This is a genomic window from uncultured Psychroserpens sp., assembly GCF_947500255.1.
GTDB lineage: Bacteria > Bacteroidota > Bacteroidia > Flavobacteriales > Flavobacteriaceae > Psychroserpens.
The window spans coordinates 943,563-965,644 of sequence record NZ_CANMRL010000001.1; the positions used below are offsets into that span (position 1 = coordinate 943,563).

Sequence of the window (22,082 nt, forward strand, 5' to 3'; positions counted from 1 at the left end):
CATTTGTATCAAACAATCATTAAAAACGAACAGTTATGAATTTTTCAAAATCAAAAGACAGACAAAATAGCATCAGAATTATTGATGTAAAAAAAGAGTTAAGTTTAGCAATTATTTGCGTTTTACTTTCAATGCACACGTTAAATGCACAAACAACTCCAGAACCTCCAACACCTCCACAAACCAATACAACTTCTGGAACATCATACTCTATTTCAATAGATAATGATGATGACGAAACTTCTAATAGTTCAATATCTATAAAAACAACAGATGATTATTATAAGTTCAGAGCAAGTTTTCACAAGTCTAAAAATGAACGTGTAAAATCTATGCTTATCAAAAACTTAGGCAATAGCAATTTAAAAGTTGATGGTAACACCTATCTATGGACCGATAGTAAAAATGGAGACGAGGTTTTTGAATGTAAGTTAACTAAAGGACATCTAAGAATGTCATTAGATAGCGAAGTAGCATCTAAAGGTTTTACACAAAAAATCACCGAGCTTGGAAAAGAATTAAAATATTTCATCTCTGGTACAGATCGTAAAAAAGAAGAGTTTAAAAAAGCAGAGAGAGCTAAGCGTGACCTAGAGAGAGCACAAAGAGATTTAGAGCGTGCAAAACGCGATTTAGAACGTGCAGAAAGAGATGCTAAACGAGCAAAAGGCAATTAAAACCAATCAATCAAAAGAATATTCTATAATATTCTATAAATTAGCCATTAAATAAACTTATTTAATGGCTTTACTTTTATTATTCGCATTTGTTTCTATTTTCTTTTCTTTTTTATGTTCTATTCTAGAAGCTGTATTGCTAAGTGTAACACCAACATTCATCAACGTTAAGAAGAAGGAAGGCAAAGCCTATGCAAACGCTTTAGAAGCCTTAAAAAAAGATGTTGACCGTCCTTTAATTGCCATACTAACATTAAACACTATAGCACACACGGTTGGTGCTATTTTAGTTGGTGTGCAAGCCAAAGTCGCTTATGTCGAGCTATATGGCACACAAACTAGACGTGTTTTTGGTATTGAATTTACTGAAGAATTAATGGTTGGTGTTGTCTCATCCATTATGACTGTTTTAATTTTAGTTGCTTCAGAAATTATTCCAAAAACGATAGGAGCTACGTATTGGAAGCAGCTGGCAAACTTCACTACCAAAGCTTTAAAACTTTTAATTATTCCATTAAAATACACAGGGATTTTATGGATCTTGCAATTGACCACAAAACTTATTGGTGGTAAAGGACATCATGGAAGTGTTTTAAGTCGTGAAGACTTTCATGTTATGGCAGATATGGCACAAGAAGAAGGTGTGTTTCAAGAAAGTGAAAGCAAGATTATCAAAAACCTTTTAACGTTTAAAGAAGTCTTTGCTAAAGATGTGATGACACCTAGAACTGTAATGAAAGCCGAAGATGAAACAACAACTGTTGAAGATTTTTTTAATAAAAATATGAATCTGCGATTCTCAAGAATCCCAATTTATTTAGACAATCCAGATAATATTAAGGGCTTGGTTTTAAAAGACGAAGTATTTAAAGAAATGGCGCTTGATAACGGTTCTAAAAAATTGTCTGAGCTTAAACGACATATTATTGTTGTTGAACGCAACTTACCTATTCCTAAATTATTTGAACAGTTAGTTGAAAGTCGAAACCATATGGCTTTAGTTGTCGATGAATACGGTTCGGTTAGTGGCTTAGTCACGATGGAAGATGTGATCGAGACCTTACTAGGTATGGAGATTATGGATGAAAGTGATAATGTATCCGATCTTCAACATATGGCAAGAAAAAGTTGGGAAGCAAGGGCAAAAAAACTAGGGATTTTAGACGACACTAATTCTGAAGATAAAGAGGAATAATATGGAAACCTGTATCATTAATTCACCTTTAGGATACACCAAGATTATTGGTGATGAAGATGGTATTGCCCAAGTAACAGTTTTAAATTCCGAAGAAAAAGAAACAGATATCATTCCAACAGTCTTAGAAGATTGTGTTATTCAACTTAGAGATTATTTTGAAGGAACACGAACCAAATTCGATTTAAAATTAAATCCGCAAGGCACCGAATTTCAGAAATTAATATGGACTCTTCTTGAAGAAATTCCATACGGAAAAACCATCTCATATTTACAATTATCAAAACGCCTTGGCGATGTAAAAGCCATAAGAGCTGTCGCCAATGCTAATGGTAAAAACCCATTGTGGATTATTGTCCCATGTCATCGCGTGATTGGAAGCGACGGAAGTCTCACTGGTTATGCTGGTGGATTACATAGAAAAAAATGGCTGTTAGAACTTGAAAGTCCGTACAAACAGCAATCCCTATTTTAATGTACAAAGTTGCTACACGATTTTTAGAACGTTTTTTTAAACCAGCTACTATTTATAAATATGGTTTTAATTGGTCTCCTATGTATAGGCGAACCACAGCGAAAATCATTGAAGTTAGTGATGATCTATATAAAGTTGTCATTATGATGAAACCCAATTGGAAAAATCGAAATTTTGTAGGTACAATCTTTGGTGGAAGTATGTTATCTGCCACAGATCCCATTTATATGATTCAGTTGATGCAAATCTTAGGTGAAGACTATGTCGTTTGGGATAAATCGGTTGAAGCACGCTATAAAAAGCCTGCAAAAAGTAAGATTTATGGAGAATTTATTTTTTCTGAGCAGGAAATCGAAACTATTAAACAACAGATACTAAATAAAAACGAAATAGACATTGTTAAGACCATGAGTCTTGTAGATGCCAAACAAAATATAATTGCTACTTTTAATAAAACACTATATATCGCAGATAAGCGTTTTTATAAAGAGAAACTAAAACAACGTCAAGCTAACACATAACTTACTTCCTATGAAATTTATTAAAAAATTCCTTAAAGTCTTAGTATTGCTTTTCGGCTTAATCATTCTTGTGTTGTATATCACAGATACCGATTACCTTATAAAAGCAGTAAGAACCATTTACATGAAAGGTCATACCACAGCCTTTCTAGAAGATTATAAAGAATTTGATAATCAAGCTATAGAAGCCTCAGATACTCCTCAACCTTGGGTAAATCACAAAAACTATAATTCGGTAACCACAACTCCAAAGCTTGAAAAAGCAAACCAAGAATGGGGCACAATCGCTTACCTCATTATTAAAAATGACAGTATTTGGTTTGAAAAGTATTATGATGGTTTTAATGAAGACTCTAAATCAAATTCGTTTTCTATGGCAAAAAGTTATGTTTCTGGGTTAATGGGAAAAGCAATTATGGATGGTTATATAAAGAGTTTAGATCAGCCTGTATGTGATTTTCTCCCAGCATTCTGTGACGGAAAAGCAGCGAAAATGACAGTTGGAGACTTATCGTCAATGGCATCTGGAACCAATTGGGATGAAGCCTATTATTCGCCTCTATCCATTACAACACGTGCTTATTTTGATGATGATCTCGCGAAAGTGATGAACGGTTTAAAAGTAGTTGATGAGCCAGGACAAGGGTTTAAATATGCTAGTGGTGACACCCAAATGCTAGCCATGGTTATTGAAAAAGCAACAGGTAAAAAGCTGTATGATTATTTTGAAGAAAGTTTCTGGAAGCCTCTAGGGTCTGAAAATGCTACACTTTGGCAAGTTGATAGTGAAGGTCATGATTTAGTAAAAGCATATTGCTGCATTGCTAGTAATGCAAAAGACTTTGCACGCTTTGGTAAACTTTATAAAGACCATGGTAAATGGAATGGTAAACAAATTTTAGATTCTGCATTTGTAGCAAAATCTGTTAGACCCCGTTTCCCTGAAAGCCCAGAATATGGTTATGGATGGTGGCTTCGTCAAATAGGTGACAAGCACTTTTTTATGATGCGTGGTCATTTAGGACAATATGTTTTTGTTGAGCCAAATGACAATGTTATTATTATACGATTAGGCCATCAAAAATCACCAGATATTGGTACAAAAACATTTACTGACGATATTGGTCTGTACATCGAAGAAGGCTACAAAATGCTGAATACAAAGTCTTAATGTTTTGTTATTTAACAAATCGTTAGACGAGCTTCTATGTAATTCTTTCTTTTTTTGATTTAAAACTAATCAATCATGAAAAACATATTACTTACACTATCTTTTGTGAGTATTGCTTTTATTAGCATTGCTCAGAACAACCTTAATTTAGATTTTGAAACTCTTGACAATGAAACATCTAAAGACTGGACATCTTTTGGTGATGGTAGCTATAAAATAGGTTTTGACACCTCTATTGTTCAAAACGGAACGGTTTCGGGAACCATAGAAAGCATCTCAGGTCAAAAAGGTTTTAGAGCACTATCTTATAAAATACCTGCAAGTTTTGGAGGAAAAAAGATAAAGCTTACTGGTTATCTTAAAACTGAAAATGTTGAAGGTGGATGGGCTGGATTATGGATGCGTATTGATCCAAACGTAGGGTTTGATAATATGCGATCTAAGAAACTTCAAGGTACAAACGAATGGAAAAAATATGAAATAGAACTCAAATTAGAAGATAGTGCTGAAGAAATCCTTGTAGGAGGTTTACTAGTAGGTACTGGAAAAATATGGGTTGATCATCTTGAAGTTACAGTAGATGGAAAACCTTTGGATCAAGCACCTAAAAAAGCACTTTCCAAAGCGCAAATGGATAAAGAGTTTGACAAAGGCTCTAATATTACATTTAATGCTTTAAGTGATACACAAATTAAAAATTTAGAGCTCTTAGGGCGTGTATGGGGCTTTTTAAAATATCATCACCCTGAAATTGGTAAAGGCAACTACAACTGGGATTATGAATTGTTTAGAATGCTTCCTAAATACCAAAAAGCAACAACTAATAAAGAGCGAGATAATATTCTTATTTCTTGGATAGAAAATTTAGGGCAGGTAGCTCCATGTAAAAATTGTAAAAAGACGAATAAAGACGCCTTTTTAAAACCAAACATAGATTGGATAAAAAGTGATGAAATCTCAAGTGCATTAAGTGAAAAACTACTATACATACAAAAAAACAGACATCAGGGAACTCATTTCTATATTGGTATGCAACCAAATGTAGGAAACCCTAAGTTTAAAAATGAAAAAACATACTCTGAAATGAAGTATCCTGATGCTGGTTTCAGACTGCTTTCTGTATATAAATACTGGAACATGATCAATTATTTTTTTCCTTACAGACACTTAATGGACAAAGACTGGGATACGTGCTTGGAAGAGTATATTCCTAAGTTTATCAATGCGAAAAATGAACTTGAATATGAGTTAGCAGCCATTCAAATGATTGGAGATATCAAAGACACACATGCTAATCTTTGGGGCGGAAATAATAAAATTCAAGAGGATCGAGGTGATTATTATGCACCTGTTCACGTCAAGTTTGTTGAAAACAAATTAGTAGTTGATGATTTATTTAATGATGAAAAAAGTGAAACTTGCGGTCTAAAATTAGGCGATGTAATTACGCATATCAATGGAAAATCTATTCCCAATATAGTTTCAGAAATGAATCCTTATTATCCAGCATCAAATCAGCCTACACGATTACGTGATATTAGTTTTGACATTTTACGTTCTGCAGATAATACAATAAATCTCAAAGTTAAACGTGAAGGAAATCATTTTGACAAAACCTTAGATCTTTATTATAAAAATAATATAAAAGGTCACTATCGTTGGTATAAGGAACGAACAGAATCTAGCTTTAAAAAGCTGAATGATAATATTGGTTATGTGACATTACAAAACATCAAAGAACAAGATGTTGACTCTCTCAAAGAAGCTTTTAAAGACACCAAAGGTATTATTGTGGATATAAGAAACTACCCATCAACCTTTGTCCCATTTACACTTGGAAACTATCTCAACTCTAATCGCACAAATTTTGTTAAATTTACATCTGGAAGTATTGATAATCCAGGCGAGTTTGTTTTTAGAGATGGTGCCAAAGTTGGTGTGAAAAGAGGCTGGTCTTACAAGGGACAAAAGGTCATTATTATTGTAAATGAGATCTCTCAAAGTCAAGCAGAGTATACTGCAATGGCATTTAGAGCTGGCGATAAAACAACCATCATTGGAAGCACTACTGCTGGTGCAGATGGTAACGTTTCTCGAATTGATCTTCCTGGTGGATTACGAACAATGATCTCTGGAATTGGCGTATATTATCCTGATGGAACCGAAACCCAACGCGTAGGTATTGTTCCAGACGTTGAAGTAAAACCAACTATTGAAGGTATTAGACAAGGTCGTGATGAATTGCTTGAAAAAGCCATCGACCTCATTAATCAATCAATTACAACTAACCAAAAGATTAAAGATTAATTAAACATTTCATTTAAACCGAAATAGGCATGATAACAAAATTAAATATAGAAAATATTCTATTTTTAGATATTGAAACTGTTCCAGAGTCTGAACAGTTTTCTGATCTTGACAAGACCAAACAAGAACTGTGGGAACATAAGTCTCAATACCAAAGACGTGATGAGTTTACTGCAGAAGAATTCTATGAACGTGCAGGTATATGGGCAGAATTTGGAAAAATCATCTGTATATCTGTTGGGTATTTTAAAATGGAAGGAGACATCAGAACGTTTAGAGTGACGTCTTTTTATGGTGATGAAATAAAGATTCTGAAGATTTTAAAAACCTATTGATTACACATTTCAGTAGTAACAAACACCTACTTTGTGCACACAATGGGAAAGAATTTGATTTTCCGTATATCGCTCGTCGTATGATTATTCACAACATAGAATTACCATATAAGTTAAATCTCTTTGGAAAAAAACCTTGGGAAGTACCTCATCTTGACACTTTAGAGCTCTGGAAATTTGGAGACTATAAAACCTATACCTCTTTAAAGCTATTAACTAATGTTTTAGGGATACCATCACCAAAAGATGATATTGATGGTAGTCAAGTATATCACGTGTACTACAAAGAAAAAGAAATCGATAGAATCATCACGTATTGTGAAAAAGACACCATTGCTGTTGCTCAGATTTTCTTGAGGTTAAGAGGTGATAACTTATTACATGATAACGAGATCGTTCATGTTTAAACTGGGCTAACTCTAGTATTTATAGCAGATGCAATAAAAAAAGTCCAGACAAAATATCTGGACTTTAAAAATTAGTTAGTTAATTAATTTTTATTGTTTTATAAATCGTTTAGTAAACGTTTCGCCTTCCGAAGTAAATCGTATTTGATAAATAGCACCATCCAAATGGCTAATATCTATGATATCATTTTTAACGATTCCTTTTCCTACGAGTTGACCAACTGTGTTATAGATTTCGTATTGGATATCTGAATAATCAGACTTCACATTTAATACATTTCCTTTAACAGGGTTTGGATATAATGTGATTTCTTTTACGTTTTCTACTTCTGGTCTCGAAGTCTCCCCTTTAGCCTGAGCAGTGAAAAGCCTTACGTTATCAATTGCAATATCTGCCTGCCACGTACCACCTGTCACTCTATTGAAACGTAGTTGAACACTTCCTCCAGCATATGAAGACAAGCTAACATTAGCCGACTGCCATGAGTTTCCTAAGTTACCCGAACTATTCCAGATACTTACCCAACTTACTCCATTATCATCACTGGCCTCTAAGCTAATAGTTCCCATATCTGATGAACCAAATTGATGGTAATTAAAACTAAAACTCGCTGAAGCTTGTCCGCTTAAATCAAAACAAGGAGAATTTAATATGGCCTGTTTTGTTGGATAACCTGTATTGTTTCCAGAGGCTTCTACATAGACATAAAAAGTGCCTTCATTAGCGCTTGACGGTCCTGTACCATTTGATGGTGTTCCATTAGCATCTCTAGTCCAATTTAAATCATCTGCTCCAGACTGTGTCCAAGCACCTAAAGAGGTTTCAAAACCTTCAGAGTATGGGAATGATGTTATTCCTCCAGAACAGCTCTCTACAACAACTTCTCCTTCAATTAAACTAATATCATCAATAGCAATATCTGCTTGCCATGTGCTTCCTGTAACTCTGTTAAAGCGTAATTGAACACTACCTCCAACATAAGCATTTAAACTAACATTAGCCGTTAACCATTGGTTACCTTGGTTTCCTGTACTATTCCAAATAGAGGTCCAACTAGCACCATCATCATCACTTATTTCTAAGTCTATACTTCCCATATTTGATGAACCAAATTGGTGGTATTTGAAACTAAATGTTGCTTCGGTCAATCCAGATAAATTGAAGCATGGTGAATTTAATATAGCTTGTTTGTTAGGGTAACCTGTGTTGTTCCCAGAAGCTTCTACAAAAATATAGAATGATCCTTCGGTAGCGCTTGATGGTCCTGTTCCATTAGATGGTGTTCCATTGGCATCTCTTGTCCAATTCAAATCATCACCTGTTGCTTGGGTCCAAGCTCCAAAAGAACTCTCAAACCCTTCAGAATAAGGGAATGTTGAAATTCCACCTGAGCATCCTGATGAAGGATCTGATACATTTACTGTTCTTACTGCTTGCGCATTGTTTCCTGCGGAATCACTTACACTATAAGTCACTGCATAAGATCCAGCATTTGCAGTATCTACTGTTCCTGAAATAACAATACTAGAGGTTAAATCTCCATCTTGATTATCTGTTGCTGTTGCACCTTGCTCGTTATAGGCATCTCCAACTGTTAGATTTATAGTTGAAGCACCTATTAAAGTAATTACAGGTGGTGTTGTATCTGCTGTTACATTAACGGTTCTTGTAACTTGATTTGCAGCATTACCAGATGAATCACTTACATTATAATTTACAACATACGTTCCGGCTGTAGATGTATTAACTGAACCTGAAATAACAATACTTGATGTAAGATCACCATCGAAATTATCTGTTGCTGTTGCTCCTTGTTCATTGTATGTGTCTCCAACATTTAGATTAATAGTCGAAGCACCTATAAGCGTAATAACTGGCGCTATTGTATCGGCAACTACAACTGTTCGAGTCACTTCGGTTGCAGCATTCCCAGCAGCGTCACTAACATTATAGGTCACTACATATGTTCCAAGTATATTAGTATTTACTGTGTCACCTGCAATGATAATATTTCCTGAAATATCTCCATCAACATTATCGGTAGCTGTTGCACCTAATTCGTTATATGTATCTCCAGGATTTAAATTAATTGTTGATGCGCCATTTAAAGTAATCACTGGAGCTTCAGTATCTGGACCGTTACCTTCAATGATTACAGTATAATCTTCTACTTCTCCATATTGAAAGGTTTCACAAGATGTAGGTAAAGCATTATACTTCATTGATACACGCATTCTTGTTGAGTTTTCAACAGCTCCAGACGGAATTGTAAAACTTCCACTTACTGAAGTAGCTTGCGTGTTTCCTTGTGTAAATACTTGCTCTCCTGCATCAGTAAAATCACCATCTCTATTATAATCAATCCAAACAGAATACGCTTCGTTGTATACTGTACCAGTCCAAGTTGGTGTTACAGTAATAGTATATTGTGAACCTTTAGTTAAGGTTGTTGAAATACTAGTGAAATCTGAATAAAATTGTGGTCCAGAAGCATTATCAATTGTATTTAATTGTACTCTACTTATATACTCATCATTTGTATTTGTACTTGCCGAGTTACAATAGTTCAATTGCACATCTGTTGTAGTAAAGTTTATAGAGGAACTATACGCTGAATTACTACCTCCAGAACATTTACTTCTTACTTGCGCCTCATATTGAGTTAATGTGGTTAGTCCAGAAATATTTGATGAGATTCCAGTAACAGCAGTTGTTGTCCAAGTTGATGTCCCTGTTTGACGGTATCTTAGATCGTAAGTCGCTCCAGGAACAGCATCCCAACTTAATGTTGCCGTTGTAGCAGCCACATTAGATGCAGCAAGACCTGTTGGTACATTTGCATTACAAACAACTTGGCCTGCGATAGTAAAATTAGAATTAGAAATATCAAAGAAAATATTATTAGCTCCTTTTACCATGACTCTGTTTTGATTTCCTTGATTATTAGGAACTACAATATCATGAGACCCATCATTAGCAACTCCAGAAGCAAGTGCTATAGGGTAAGTGTCACCTCCATCGGTAGATAAGAAAATATCAACGTTTGCTGCATTAACACCATTTCCAGTAGTCCCTGCAACATTCCAAGTTACTGTTTGAGTAGTTCCTGCATTCCAGGTTACATTTGTATTTGGTGTGTTCACTACAAAAGGTCCTGCAGTACCATTAACAGTTACAACCATATCGTCACTATTGTTGGTTGCTCCACCTGCTCTATTATCTCTTACTGTTAATCTAAAATTTAAGTTACGAGCTACATTAGGAACAGCTTCCCATTGCCAAGATGTTGCACCTGTTTTAATCGTAGATAATCTTGGGAAATATCGTTTCGTATCTGTAGTAGGATTGAAAGATCTAAACGCCACTCCAGATGTTGCATTAACGTTTGGGTTGGTTGTTGCTGCATTGTTTTCATCATATTGTTCCCAACAATAGGTCAATACATCTCCAGCATCTGCATCTGTTGCTGAACCATCCAGCACAAATGCTGTACCTCTAGGAATCGTATAATTGGCACCTGCATTTACTGAAGGTACAGCATTACCTGTAGCCGTATTAGTCTGACAACTTGTTGTCTTTATATAATTAGTAATTTGTTCTATTGATCTTGCATGAAAATACGGATCACTATTAGATTGTACATCTGTAGCTCCAGTAATTCCAGCATAACCCATAATTGTAGACCCACTTCCTGGTTCCATTTGTGCATTAGTTCCTTCATTTCCTCCATGAGTCCAAGTATGGTTTCCTCCAAACTGGTGTCCCATTTCATGAGCAACATAATCAACATCAAAAGGATCTCCTTCTGGTATAGTAAGTGATGTCCATCCACTTCCTTTTTGTCCATTTACACAAACACATCCTATACAACCTGCATTACCATTATTTTGCAAGTTTGCAAATAAGTGACCAATATCATAGTTAGCTTCTCCAATTACATTTGTTAATGTATTTTGAAGTTGTGTATTATATCCTCCTGTTGTATTTCCATAAGGATCACTACCAGAATTTGTATAAATCACGTCATCAGTATTACTAATGAGTATCATAGTTACGTTAAAATCATTTTCGAAAATACCATTAACACGTGTCATGGTTGTATTAATTGCAGCTAAAGCTAAGGCTTTAGTTCCACCATGGTAAGCTGTATATTCACCTGTAGTTGATACTGCTAATCGATACGTTCTTAAAATACCATCATCGGCATTTCTCAATGCAACATCTCCATTATCCAATTTTTGATTAACTTGATCGGTTACCTCACACTCAAAATCATTGTTATAATTTAATTTATCTGCTCTTTTGTAAGCCGTGTATAGTGTTAAGTCCTCGGTATATGGCTCAATAAATGTAGCAGGCATATTTGCTGATAAACGCATACTTTGAAACCCTAAAGGAGACACGCTAAATCTAATAATCGCTGATGGATCATCAATGCCTTGTCCAACATAAGACCTAATCTCTGGATATCTTGCCTGTAAATCAGGGCTCATTGTCGAAGATTCGGCTATTCTAAATCGTTCAAGCTTACCTTCATCATTTGGAAATGATAACACAACTCCTGAAGACACATCATATAGATTATTTCGTTGAGGAGCGTTAACTAATGACTGTTTTAACACATCTATATTTAATGTAAATGTTTGTGTCCTGGGTAAGTCTTGTTTGCTTGCTTTAATTTGTTTTGAATTGTCAATTGTTTGTTTTTGCCAAAGTGTTTTACTTTGTGACATTGCAAAGGAAACGCTCATTGTAAAAATGAGCAGGAGTAGTCTCTGTTTCATCTGTCGAAGGATTTAAAGTTTAAAATTAATAGCTTTGAAAGTTTATTCAAATTCACTTGAAGTTAAATATATTTTATTATAGTATCCATAGATTTAATCCAAAAATTTTACGTTTTATGTAATATTTGTGGTTTTTCCGTAAGTCATTTTCAGATTTTACTTACAAAGCTTGAAAAATTCATAAAAAAAGTCCAGATAATAAAATCTGGACTTTTAACATTAAGTAAACGGTTAGTGTTTATTGCTTAATGAATTTTTTGGTCATTGTTTCTTCACCATCATTAACTTCAATGAAATACATTCCTGATTTCAGACTAGAAACATTAATTTCTTTTACAGAATCTCCTTTCATCATTGTTTGACCTAACATGTTCATGATTCTATAAGAAGCACTTACATTTCCTGGTAACTTCACAAATAATGTGTTTCCTTTTACTGGGTTAGGGTGGATAATGAAATCTTCCTCAGACATAAATGAATTATCTGGTCTATGATCCGTTCCAAGCGCTCTAATAGTATCTACTCTACCAGAACCATTTATACCTCTAATAGTTACTTGATCAATATAGACTTGATCTGCGTTAGCTGACGCATCACACTGGAATCTAAATCTAGAATTAGATGCAAAATTAACATCTGAAGCATTTAATGTTACTGTAGCTGTATAGAACGTATTGTTATTAAAGTTAGTTCCACTAGCATAAGATGCGACAGTGCTATAAGACGATCCATTATAGTAACGTAACCAGAAATCTTCTCCTGCTTCCATGCTGTTTGCATAGAAATAGAATTCTACTTCTACTTGATCATAAGATGTTAAATCTAAAGCTGAAGATGTCATTGCTGAAGCCGTTCCTGAATTGTCTCTTAATCTAATTGAGTAGTTACCTTCATAAGATCTAGTACCACTGTATCTAAAGCAGTCACTACCACCATCAGACCATCCGTCCCATCCAGTCTCGAAGTAACCTTCACTTAAAACTGTTGTTCCTGGTGTTGAACAAGGTGCACATGATGAACCGCCACAATCTACTCCTGTTTCATCGCCATTTTGAATACCATCTGTACATGTTGGTGCTGGTGCTCCTCCTAAGCAGAAGTCTGTTGCTTGAGAGCTTGTGAACGATCCTCCAGAAGCAAGAACTCCAGATGAACCTGTAAGGCTGTAAGAACCATTTCCGTAAGAACAGCAGATACCATCTCCATAAACATCTGTGATTGTAAATGTATAACATCCATCAGGTAAACATAAATCTTCTGTATATGTAGAACCATCTGCTTGGCTACCATATGTTCCTCCAGAGGCTACTGTTTGTCCTCCACTGTTTGTTAATGTCCAAGCAGTTTCTTCTGGGTAGTTATCGAAAGTAATTGATAAATTAACTTCATTATCAGAGCAAGCTGTTTGACAAGGCGCACATGATGAACCTCCACAATCTACTCCTGTTTCATCTCCATTTTGGATACCATCTGTACATGTTGGTGTTGGTGCTCCACCACCACATTTATCAGATAAAGCTAAGCTTCTTCTCACGCCTCCAGCTTCTAAAACTGCACGCATTCTATCTTTTTGACCTTGAGTGAATAAGTTCATACAAGAATCGTCAGTATAATCCATATAGTTCTGTACCATATCGGTAGAACCACAAGATACTTGTCCAACAGGACATCCACCATTAGAAGTTTGGTGTGTAGGTGTATCTGCTACAAAATCATTTCCACAGTTAGAATCTCCCCAAATGTGACGTAGATTAAAATAGTGACCTACCTCGTGAGTCGTTGTACGACCACCATCAAAAGGTGCAGAAACATTTCCTACTCTTCCAAAGTAATTGTAAGCCATTACAACTCCATCAGTTGCAGCATTACCTCCAGGGAATTGTGCGTATCCTAAAATTGTTCTTCCTCCACTTGTCATTCTTGGTACAATCCACATATTTAAATACTCACTTGTATTCCATGGATCAACACCTCCAGAAGATGATCTTTTCATATCATCACTCGTTCCCCAATCTTGTCGTGTTGTTGACTTTCTTGTGATACCAGTCGTTGCATTTCCATTTGGATCTACCGTTACTAAACAGAACTCTATCTCAGAATCTGCAGCTTGAGACCATGTATTATCAGCATCTGGATTTGTTCGTCTAAAATCTTCATTTAAAACGTCTAGTTGTGATTGGATTTGTGCAACACTAATATTTTCAGTGCTATTACGATATAAAACATGTACCACTACTGGAATAGTAATGATGTTTCCATCAACTCTATTCATTTGCATTTCTTGAACCTTGTTTTGAGTAAACGTTTCAATTTTCTGCATTCGAGCTTCTAAGCCTGGGTCTAATTGTTTTCTTAATTCTAAGTTTTCCATCGCTCCACAATTTCGTTCAAGGGTCTCTTGAGCAAAAACGGAAAACATTGATAGAAAGCACAATAGTGTTAGTGTAAATGTTTTTTTCATGTTAATTGTTTAAAAAATTAGTATTAATGTTAAATTTTCGATCGTGAAAGTATTAAAATTTTGTTAATATCAAAATTTAACTATTGCGTTTTCGTTGAACTGCAATCATAAAAAAATTGGTTACGGTTTTTCCGTAAATCAATAACAGAAATTGACTACATTTACCTATGCAAAAACATAAATTGTTAGACATAAATGACCTCTCTATTTCTTTTTTTTCCGAAGAAACTGAAAATGAGATCATTCACAACATATCATATCATTTGCATACAAATGAAGTCTTGGGTATTGTTGGAGAATCAGGCTCTGGAAAATCGGTTTCCTCTTTGGCTATTTTGGGTTTACTTCCGAAGAATATCTCAAAAATCACCCAAGGATCAATACAATTTAATGCACAAGACCTCACCTTACTCAATCAAAAACAGTTTCAGAATATAAGAGGTAAAGAAATCGCTATGATTTTCCAAGAACCCATGAGTTCTTTAAACCCTTCGATGACCTGTGGAGAGCAAGTTTGTGAAATAGTATTGCGACACACTCAACTTTCAAGATCTGAGGCTAAAACTGAGACTTTATCACTTTTTGAAAAAGTAAGACTCCCTTTACCTCAACGTATTTATAAAGCATATCCTCATGAAATTTCTGGCGGACAAAAACAACGTGTCATGATTGCTATGGCTATTTCGTGTAAGCCAAAAATTCTAATTGCCGATGAGCCTACTACTGCACTAGATGTGACTGTACAAAAAGAAATTATTTCACTATTAAAACAGTTACAACAAGAAGAACAGATGAGTATTATTTTCATTTCGCACGACTTATCATTGGTTTCCGAAATTGCAGATCGCATTGTGGTAATGTATAAAGGAGATATTGTAGAACAAGGTAATGTATCTCATATTTTTAAATCTCCCGAACAACTATATACAAGAGCGTTGATAAACTCTAGACCTTCTATGGATAGTCGATTAAAACAATTACCAACCATTGATGATTTTATAAGTGGTACGACAAATTCTGAAATTATTACTTCGGAAGAAAGAGCGTTACAGCATAAACAAATCTATAATGAGCTCCCTCTTTTGGAAGTTAAAAACCTAGAAAAGGAATTCGTCTCAAAATCGGGTTGGTTTTCAAAACCTGAATCTTTTAAGGCTGTTAATAATGTATCGTTTAAATTATATAAAGGAGAAACCCTAGGCTTAGTAGGGGAATCTGGTTGTGGTAAGTCAACACTTTCAAATGCCATCTTACAATTAGATAAAGCTACTGCTGGTTCTATACTCTATAAAGGAGAGGATATTACTAAGCTCTCTAAGAGTGCCATACGAAAACTTAGAAAAGATATTCAAATCATATTTCAAGATCCTTATGCATCTTTAAATCCGAGGCTTACAGTAGGTAAAGCGATTATGGAACCTATGAAAGTTCATGGTATTGGAAGTAATGACAAAGACAGAAAAACAATTGTTTTAGAACTACTTTTAAAAGTTGGATTGGACGACACCTATTTCAATCGATACCCTCATGAATTTTCTGGTGGACAACGACAACGAATTGGAATCGCTAGAGCGATTGCCTTAAAACCTCAACTCATAATTTGCGACGAATCAGTTTCTGCTTTAGACATTTCTGTTCAGGCTCAAGTACTAAATTTATTGAACGACCTTAAAGATAATTATAGTTTCACATACATCTTTATATCTCATGACTTGGCAGTTGTGAAATACATGTCAGATCAATTGATTGTTATGAATAAAGGTGAAATTGAAGAACTAGATGATGCAGATGAAATCTACAATAATCCGAAAAAAGAATACACTAAAAAACTTATTCATGCTATTCCAAAAGGGCTATAGCATGAATATTTTTTTAGTTAAAGTTAAGATGTTTTTGAGCAATCTTAGGGTGTTTTGAAAACCAGTTATAAACTTGTTTTCAGTAGGTGTAGGTTTTGGTAGATTTGGGGCAAAAAAGTTCATTCGGTTAAAATTTATGATAGATTTGGGGCAAATCATAAATGTTAGTAAATAGTAAATTTGGTTGTTTCGATTTGGTTCTGCTAATATGAAACTTATTTTCAATTAATCAGTTAAAACACATAATTAATCGATGAAATACATCTTTTTTTAACATTTATCTATTGTAAAATAGAATTTTCCTACAATTAATATTATTCTTTTTTTATTTGATAATAAAAAAGCCACTTAAAAAGTGGCTTCATGTTTTTATAGAAATCTTCTTTTTATAAATTCATTTCGGGAATATCGCCTTCAATAATTAAAGTCCCTTCTGTCGCATTTTTTATATCATCTACAGAAACTCCTGGAGCACGTTCTAAAAGTTTAAATCCGTTAGCAGTTACTTCTAAAACTGCAAGATTTGTCACTATTTTTTTTACGCAGCCTACACCAGTCAAAGGAAGAGAACATCGCTTTAATAATTTAGAAGCGCCTGCTCTATTTGTATGCATCATGGCGACTATAATATTCTCTGCGCTAGCTACAAGATCCATAGCTCCTCCCATGCCTTTAACCATTTTTCCAGGGATCTTCCAATTGGCAATATCTCCGTTTTCTGCAACTTCCATTGCACCTAGAATAGTTAAATCTACATGTTGTCCTCGTATCATCGAAAAGCTAGTTGCCGAATCAAAAAAACTAGCACCTGGTAATGTGGTAATCGTTTGCTTTCCAGCATTAATTATATCTGCATCCTCATCACCTTCAAAAGGAAACGGTCCCATTCCCAACACACCATTTTCACTTTGAAACTCAACTTCTATATCATCTCGCACGTAGTTAGCTACTAGTGTTGGGATACCAATACCAAGATTAACATAATAACCATCTTGAACTTCTTTCGCTATTCGTTTTGCGATTCCATTTTTATCTAACATAATTAATCTCTTTGTCTAACAGTTCGTTGCTCGATTCTTTTTTCATAACGTTCTCCTTGAAAAATACGCTTAACGAAAATACCTGGAATATGAATTTGGTTGGGGTCTAATGTTCCAACCGGAACTAATTCTTCAACTTCAGCAACAGTTATTTTAGCTGCGCCGCACATATTGGGATTAAAGTTTCTAGCAGTTCCTTTAAAAACGAGGTTCCCTGCTTCATCACCTTTCCATGCTTTCACAAAAGCGAAGTCTGCTTTAAAAGCATACTCTAACACATACATTTTTCCATCAAACTCTCTGGTTTCTTTACCTTCAGCAACTTCAGTTCCATAACCTGCTGGAGTATATACCGCTGGAAAACCTGCTTGCGCAGCTCTACAGCGCTCAGCTAAGGTGCCTTGAGGAATCAACTCAACCTCTAATTCTCCAGACAACATCTGTCTTTCAAACTCGTCATTTTCTCCAACGTATGAAGACGTCATTTTATCTATTTGCTTGCCCTGTAATAATAAGCCCAAACCAAAATCATCTACACCTGCATTATTAGAAATACATTTTAGGCCTTTGACACCTAAACGCACTAGTTCGGCAATAGAGTTTTCAGGAATTCCTGATAATCCAAAGCCACCAAACATAAATGTCATATTATCTGCAACACCTTTAAGTGCCTCTTGGACATTAGCTACTTTTTTACTAATCATTTGTCTTTAATTTAGCATTGGAAAATTACGAAATAAAAAAGCCATTCAAAAATGAATGGCTTGCGATTTTATAATAAAATAAAGCTTTAAAAATCGAGTACATCATCAAGCTCATCTGAAGGATCTGTACCTTCTCCATCATTACCTTTCCACTTACTACAATCTACTTCAATAGAAAGGTTCGCTGGTTTTTCGAAATTATCTTTTGAAATCCCCAGTTCTTCATCTGCATAACATGCCTTCATATACAAAGCCCAGATTGGTAAGGCCATAGAAGCTCCTTGACCATAAGCAATCGTTTTAAAGTGTGCCGCTCTATCTTCAGCACCAACCCAAACACCTGTAACTAGGTTTGGAACCATTCCCATAAACCAGCCATCACTTTGATTTTGAGTTGTCCCTGTTTTACCTGCTATTGGATTATTCAATTCGTATGGATATCCAGTAATGATTTCTTTGTATAGTGTTTGACTCGCTCTCCAACTACCTCTTAATCTACTTCCTGAACCAGATTCTACAACACCTTGCATTAAATTAACGGTTGTATAAGCTACTTCGGCACTCAAAACATCTTTGGTCTCTGGAGTGAATTGATATAAGACTGTTCCGTTTTTGTCTTCAATTCGTGTGACCATAACTGGTTTGTTATATACACCTTTATTTGCAAACGTAGAATAGGCTGCCACCATTTCATAAACGCTAATATCTGGAGTACCTAATGCTATTGCAGGTACAGGAGGTATATCAGAATCAACTCCTAAATTTCTGGCCATATCAATTACTGGTTCTGGTCCAACTTTATCCATTAAACGAGCGGTTGCTGTATTAACCGAATTGGCTAGAGCATCTTTCAATGTCAAGAAACCATCATATCGACCATCTGAGTTTTTTGCCGTCCAAGGTTCTGGATTTCCATATTTATCAGCTTCAATAGTAATTTGTTGTCTTGGTATCGTATCACATGGTGATAAATGCAATTGATCAACTGCCGTAGCATATACAAATGGTTTGAATGTTGAACCTACTTGGCGCTTACCTAATTTTACATGATCATACTGGAAGTGTCTAAAATTCATACCGCCTACCCAAGCTTTTACATGGCCTGTTTGAGGATCCATAGACATCATTCCAGGCTGTAGGAAAGATTTATAATAACGCATAGAATCAATAGGTTTCATAACCGTATCTATTTCGCTAGGCTTTCCGTCAATCCAAGCAAATACGCTCATTTGGGTTGGCTTTTGAAAAGAGTCTCTAATTTCTTTTTCAGACTTACCATTGGCTTTCATAACACGCCAACGTTCTGATCGTGTCATGCTTCGGTTCATTAAGTCTTTAATTTCTTTTTCATCAAGTTCTAAAAAAGGTGCTGTTTTATTACGCTTAGGTGTATTTTGATTATCAAACTCTGCTTGTAACCTAGGCATATGACGTGCTACGGCATCTTCAGCATATTTCTGCATACGCGAATCGATGGTTGTGTAAATTTTGAGTCCGTCATTATACAAATTATATGTCTCGCCGTCTGGCTTTGGATTGTTTTTAATCCAGTCTTTCATAAACTTATCGAGATACGCTCTAAAATAAGTTGCCGTTCCTTCTCGATGTGTTTCTGGAGAAAAATTAAGATCTAATTCTGTTGCTTGAAGACTATCTTTTTCTGTTTCTGAAATGTATTCATATTTATGCATTTGAGCAAAAACAACATTACGTCTGTTTTTAACTCCAATAGGATTTCGAGATGGTATTGGGTTGTACAATGATGAATTTTTAAACATCCCAACCAACATTGCAGATTCTTTTAAATCAAGGTCTTTAGGCTCTTTTCCAAAATAAATACGAGATGCACTTCTAATCCCATCGGCATTATTTCCGAAGTCATAAATATTGAAGTACATGGCAATAATTTCCTCTTTAGTATACTGACGTTCTAATCGAATAGCAATAACCCATTCTCTCACTTTTTGAAAAATACGTTGAAACTTGTTAGAAGACACTTGCTTTGTAAACAACTGTTTGGCTAATTGCTGAGAAACAGTACTTGCTCCGCCGCCTCTTCCCATTTTTACAATAGCCCTTAAGGTTCCTCTAAGATCAATACCAGCATGCTCATAATACCTAATGTCTTCAGTAGCCACTAAGGCATCGACCAAGTTCTTAGGTAATTCATCGTAATCAACAGGAGTTCTATTATCGTCTAGGTAAAATTTGCCTAAAGTCTTATCGTCTGAAGAAATAATCTCAGTTGCTAAAAATGTTTTAGGGTTTTCAAGAATTGTGTGATCGGGCATATCGCCTAATAAACCCCATGATGCTAGTAAAAACATTAAGAAGAATGCGAAAACACCTCCTGCAAAAATCATCCAAAAACGTCTTACATATTTTGAAAAATCTTGAGCTGTGTTATTAGTAGCCTTCTTTTTTGTCGTTGTTTTTTTTGCCATAATCAATTTGTTTTTGAATGCTCTATTCTAAAACCTATATCTGTAATCCCTTCTAATTTGTTAATACCATCAACACTTCCATTTTGTCTCATGGCGTGCTGTATATTGATTGTATATTCTCCCAATTCATCAAAAATAAAAGGGTTTTCATAACCTTTATACCACAATTTATTTTCTTTAACATCGGTAAAACCTGTTCCCAAAAATGTTCCGTCAGGATTTGCCATTTCATACTCTAGAGTATCTTTTAAGGTTTTTCCGTTTGGGTAATTAAGTTCGATTATAAGAAATAAATTACTGTATTTATAATCTTCGGTGTTTCTCAAATTAACGAATAAATTATAGCTATTTATTGAATCTGGAGGTGTGACCTTAAATTCAATCAAATTATCCTTATCCCATTGATCAGGAACAGATTTGTATTCGTCAAACACTCGGCTAGAGTCACAAGAGATTGTAATGACTACTACTAATAAACAAATGATCCAATACTTATTTTTTTGCATTGTTATTATTCGATTTATGACGTCGTCTCTGTTTCCCCTTATTATTTCTACGTTTGTTTTTACGTTTTGGATTATCAAAGCGCGTTAAACTATCTTGACCAACAACGTTTTCAAACTCTGTTTTAGTATCTTCAATTAGTTCTGAAGCGTATTCTTCTAAACTAGCTACTTTTTCTTTTTGCTTGTTTTTTTCTATAATTTCATTGGCTTGAGTTGTAGTTAATTTATGCCAATTCATCCATTCACCTTCATAAGCATACCACATATGCCCTTTGAAAATATCTGTTTTTTGACAAACAGCTTTTCCTTTCTCTGTATATAATCTTGTTTCTGTTTTTGGAAATGCTTTTAGAGCATCTAAATACGCATCAAGCTCGTAATTTAAACAGCATTTTAGTTTTCCACATTGGCCTGCAAGCTTTAATGGGTTTAAAGACAATTGCTGATATCGTGCGGCAGACGTGCTTACCGACCTAAAATCGGTCAACCAAGTTGAACAACATAATTCTCTTCCACAAGAACCAATACCTCCTAATCGCGCAGCTTCTTGACGAAAGCCAACTTGTTTCATTTCAATACGTGTTCTAAATTCGCGAGCAAATACTTTGATAAGCTCTCTGAAATCTACACGTTCTTCTGCCGTATAGTAGAATGTCGCTTTACTTGCATCGCCTTGATATTCGATATCTGAGATTTTCATCTGAAGCTTTAAATCAATTGCAAATTGTCTTGCCTTGACTTTCATTGGCTCTTCTTTATCTCGTGCTGAAGACCAAATGTCGATATCTTTCTGACTAGCCTTGCGATAAATTTTCAAGACATTTTCTTCGTCGTCGATATTGATTTTTTTACGCTTCATCTGTACCCTCACTAACTCTCCCGTAAGTGTTACCATGCCAATATCATGACCAGATTTAGCTTGTGTAGCTACAATATCTCCTATGCTTAGTGTAAGGTTTTCGGTATTTCTATAGTATTGTTTGCGTCCGTTTTTAAAACGAACTTCAATCCCTTTAAAGGGTTCTTGTCCTTGTGGTAACGACATATTGGCCAACCAATCAAAAACAGTAAGTTTATTACAGCTATCTGTGCCGCAGGTACCATTGTTTTTGCATCCTTTTGGTTGTCCATCCTTTCCAGTTGAGCAACTGTTACAACTCATGAAATTTTATATATAATTCGGCAACTTAGATAG

Annotated in this window: 14 protein-coding genes and 1 pseudogene; 8 read left to right on the plus strand and 7 right to left on the minus strand. The window is 35.1% G+C overall.

Annotated features, from left to right (window positions below; translation table 11 throughout):
* The first annotated feature begins 35 nt into the window (after positions 1-35).
* From Q0783_RS04030 to Q0783_RS04060, 7 genes and pseudogenes are all read left to right on the plus strand, one after another.
* On the plus strand, positions 36-677 hold the full coding sequence (locus Q0783_RS04030) for a hypothetical protein (protein WP_298893477.1): 642 nt from the start codon (positions 36-38) through the stop codon (positions 675-677).
* Positions 678-741: 64 nt separating this feature from the next.
* Positions 742-1,872 (plus strand): hemolysin family protein, encoded by a 1,131-nt coding sequence (locus Q0783_RS04035; protein ID WP_298755282.1) that lies wholly within the window; start codon positions 742-744, stop codon positions 1,870-1,872.
* A 1-nt stretch (position 1,873) separates the two neighbouring features.
* Positions 1,874-2,347, plus strand: coding sequence for a methylated-DNA--[protein]-cysteine S-methyltransferase (locus Q0783_RS04040; RefSeq protein ID WP_298755283.1), 474 nt, complete (start codon positions 1,874-1,876; stop codon positions 2,345-2,347).
* Complete coding sequence (locus Q0783_RS04045; protein ID WP_298893478.1) at positions 2,347-2,868, plus strand: DUF4442 domain-containing protein; 522 nt, start codon at positions 2,347-2,349, stop codon at positions 2,866-2,868. The genes Q0783_RS04040 and Q0783_RS04045 overlap by 1 nt, the downstream gene beginning before the upstream one ends.
* A 10-nt stretch (positions 2,869-2,878) precedes the next feature.
* Positions 2,879-4,039, plus strand: a complete 1,161-nt coding sequence (locus Q0783_RS04050) for a serine hydrolase (protein ID WP_298893479.1) — start codon at positions 2,879-2,881, stop codon at positions 4,037-4,039.
* 75 nt (positions 4,040-4,114) lie between these two features.
* Positions 4,115-6,346, plus strand: coding sequence for a S41 family peptidase (locus tag Q0783_RS04055; protein ID WP_298893480.1), 2,232 nt, complete (start codon positions 4,115-4,117; stop codon positions 6,344-6,346).
* 29 nt (positions 6,347-6,375) lie between these two features.
* Positions 6,376-7,088: pseudogene (locus Q0783_RS04060) on the plus strand (3'-5' exonuclease).
* A gap of 90 nt (positions 7,089-7,178) precedes the next feature.
* Here the strand turns inward: Q0783_RS04060 and Q0783_RS04065 are convergent.
* The gene (locus Q0783_RS04065) at positions 7,179-11,873 is read right to left on the minus strand and encodes an immunoglobulin-like domain-containing protein (protein WP_298893481.1); all 4,695 of its coding nucleotides are present in this window, start codon (positions 11,871-11,873) and stop codon (positions 7,179-7,181) included.
* A 238-nt stretch (positions 11,874-12,111) separates the two neighbouring features.
* Positions 12,112-14,334 (minus strand): M43 family zinc metalloprotease, encoded by a 2,223-nt coding sequence (locus Q0783_RS04070; RefSeq protein ID WP_298893483.1) that lies wholly within the window; start codon positions 14,332-14,334, stop codon positions 12,112-12,114.
* Between the two features lie 167 nt (positions 14,335-14,501).
* Between Q0783_RS04070 and Q0783_RS04075 the strand changes: the two genes are divergently transcribed.
* Positions 14,502-16,193 carry an ABC transporter ATP-binding protein gene (locus tag Q0783_RS04075; RefSeq protein WP_298893485.1) on the plus strand — a complete coding sequence of 564 codons (1,692 nt, stop codon included), beginning with the start codon at positions 14,502-14,504 and terminating at the stop codon, positions 16,191-16,193.
* A 386-nt stretch (positions 16,194-16,579) separates the two neighbouring features.
* Here the strand turns inward: Q0783_RS04075 and Q0783_RS04080 are convergent, their stop codons facing one another.
* From Q0783_RS04080 to ricT, 5 genes are all read right to left on the minus strand, one after another.
* Complete coding sequence (locus Q0783_RS04080; protein WP_298893487.1) at positions 16,580-17,233, minus strand: 3-oxoacid CoA-transferase subunit B; 654 nt, start codon at positions 17,231-17,233, stop codon at positions 16,580-16,582.
* A 2-nt stretch (positions 17,234-17,235) separates the two neighbouring features.
* The gene (locus tag Q0783_RS04085) at positions 17,236-17,937 is read right to left on the minus strand and encodes a CoA transferase subunit A (protein WP_298893488.1); all 702 of its coding nucleotides are present in this window, start codon (positions 17,935-17,937) and stop codon (positions 17,236-17,238) included.
* An 86-nt stretch (positions 17,938-18,023) separates the two neighbouring features.
* Entirely contained in the window at positions 18,024-20,381 is a 2,358-nt protein-coding gene (locus Q0783_RS04090; RefSeq protein WP_298893489.1) for a transglycosylase domain-containing protein, read from the minus strand.
* 2 nt (positions 20,382-20,383) lie between these two features.
* Positions 20,384-20,887, minus strand: coding sequence for a gliding motility lipoprotein GldH (locus Q0783_RS04095; protein WP_298893490.1), 504 nt, complete (start codon positions 20,885-20,887; stop codon positions 20,384-20,386).
* Complete coding sequence (gene ricT, locus Q0783_RS04100; protein WP_298893491.1) at positions 20,874-22,049, minus strand: regulatory iron-sulfur-containing complex subunit RicT; 1,176 nt, start codon at positions 22,047-22,049, stop codon at positions 20,874-20,876. Before ricT ends, Q0783_RS04095 begins: the two co-directional genes overlap by 14 nt.
* Positions 22,050-22,082: the final 33 nt, after the last annotated feature.

What these genes read in the sequence shown, in the direction of transcription:
- Q0783_RS04030 (WP_298893477.1), top strand. Translation starts at nt 36, where the DNA reads ATGAATTTTTCAAAATCAAAAGACAGACAAAATAGCATCAGAATTATT.
- Q0783_RS04095 (WP_298893490.1), bottom strand. Translation starts at nt 20,887, where the DNA reads ATGCAAAAAAATAAGTATTGGATCATTTGTTTATTAGTAGTAGTCATT.
- Q0783_RS04040 (WP_298755283.1), top strand. Translation starts at nt 1,874, where the DNA reads ATGGAAACCTGTATCATTAATTCACCTTTAGGATACACCAAGATTATT.
- Q0783_RS04045 (WP_298893478.1), top strand. Translation starts at nt 2,347, where the DNA reads ATGTACAAAGTTGCTACACGATTTTTAGAACGTTTTTTTAAACCAGCT.
- Q0783_RS04090 (WP_298893489.1), bottom strand. Translation starts at nt 20,381, where the DNA reads ATGGCAAAAAAAACAACGACAAAAAAGAAGGCTACTAATAACACAGCT.
- Q0783_RS04085 (WP_298893488.1), bottom strand. Translation starts at nt 17,937, where the DNA reads ATGATTAGTAAAAAAGTAGCTAATGTCCAAGAGGCACTTAAAGGTGTT.
- Q0783_RS04050 (WP_298893479.1), top strand. Translation starts at nt 2,879, where the DNA reads ATGAAATTTATTAAAAAATTCCTTAAAGTCTTAGTATTGCTTTTCGGC.
- Q0783_RS04055 (WP_298893480.1), top strand. Translation starts at nt 4,115, where the DNA reads ATGAAAAACATATTACTTACACTATCTTTTGTGAGTATTGCTTTTATT.
- ricT (WP_298893491.1), bottom strand. Translation starts at nt 22,049, where the DNA reads ATGAGTTGTAACAGTTGCTCAACTGGAAAGGATGGACAACCAAAAGGA.
- Q0783_RS04065 (WP_298893481.1), bottom strand. Translation starts at nt 11,873, where the DNA reads ATGAAACAGAGACTACTCCTGCTCATTTTTACAATGAGCGTTTCCTTT.
- Q0783_RS04075 (WP_298893485.1), top strand. Translation starts at nt 14,502, where the DNA reads ATGCAAAAACATAAATTGTTAGACATAAATGACCTCTCTATTTCTTTT.
- Q0783_RS04080 (WP_298893487.1), bottom strand. Translation starts at nt 17,233, where the DNA reads ATGTTAGATAAAAATGGAATCGCAAAACGAATAGCGAAAGAAGTTCAA.
- Q0783_RS04070 (WP_298893483.1), bottom strand. Translation starts at nt 14,334, where the DNA reads ATGAAAAAAACATTTACACTAACACTATTGTGCTTTCTATCAATGTTT.
- Q0783_RS04035 (WP_298755282.1), top strand. Translation starts at nt 742, where the DNA reads ATGGCTTTACTTTTATTATTCGCATTTGTTTCTATTTTCTTTTCTTTT.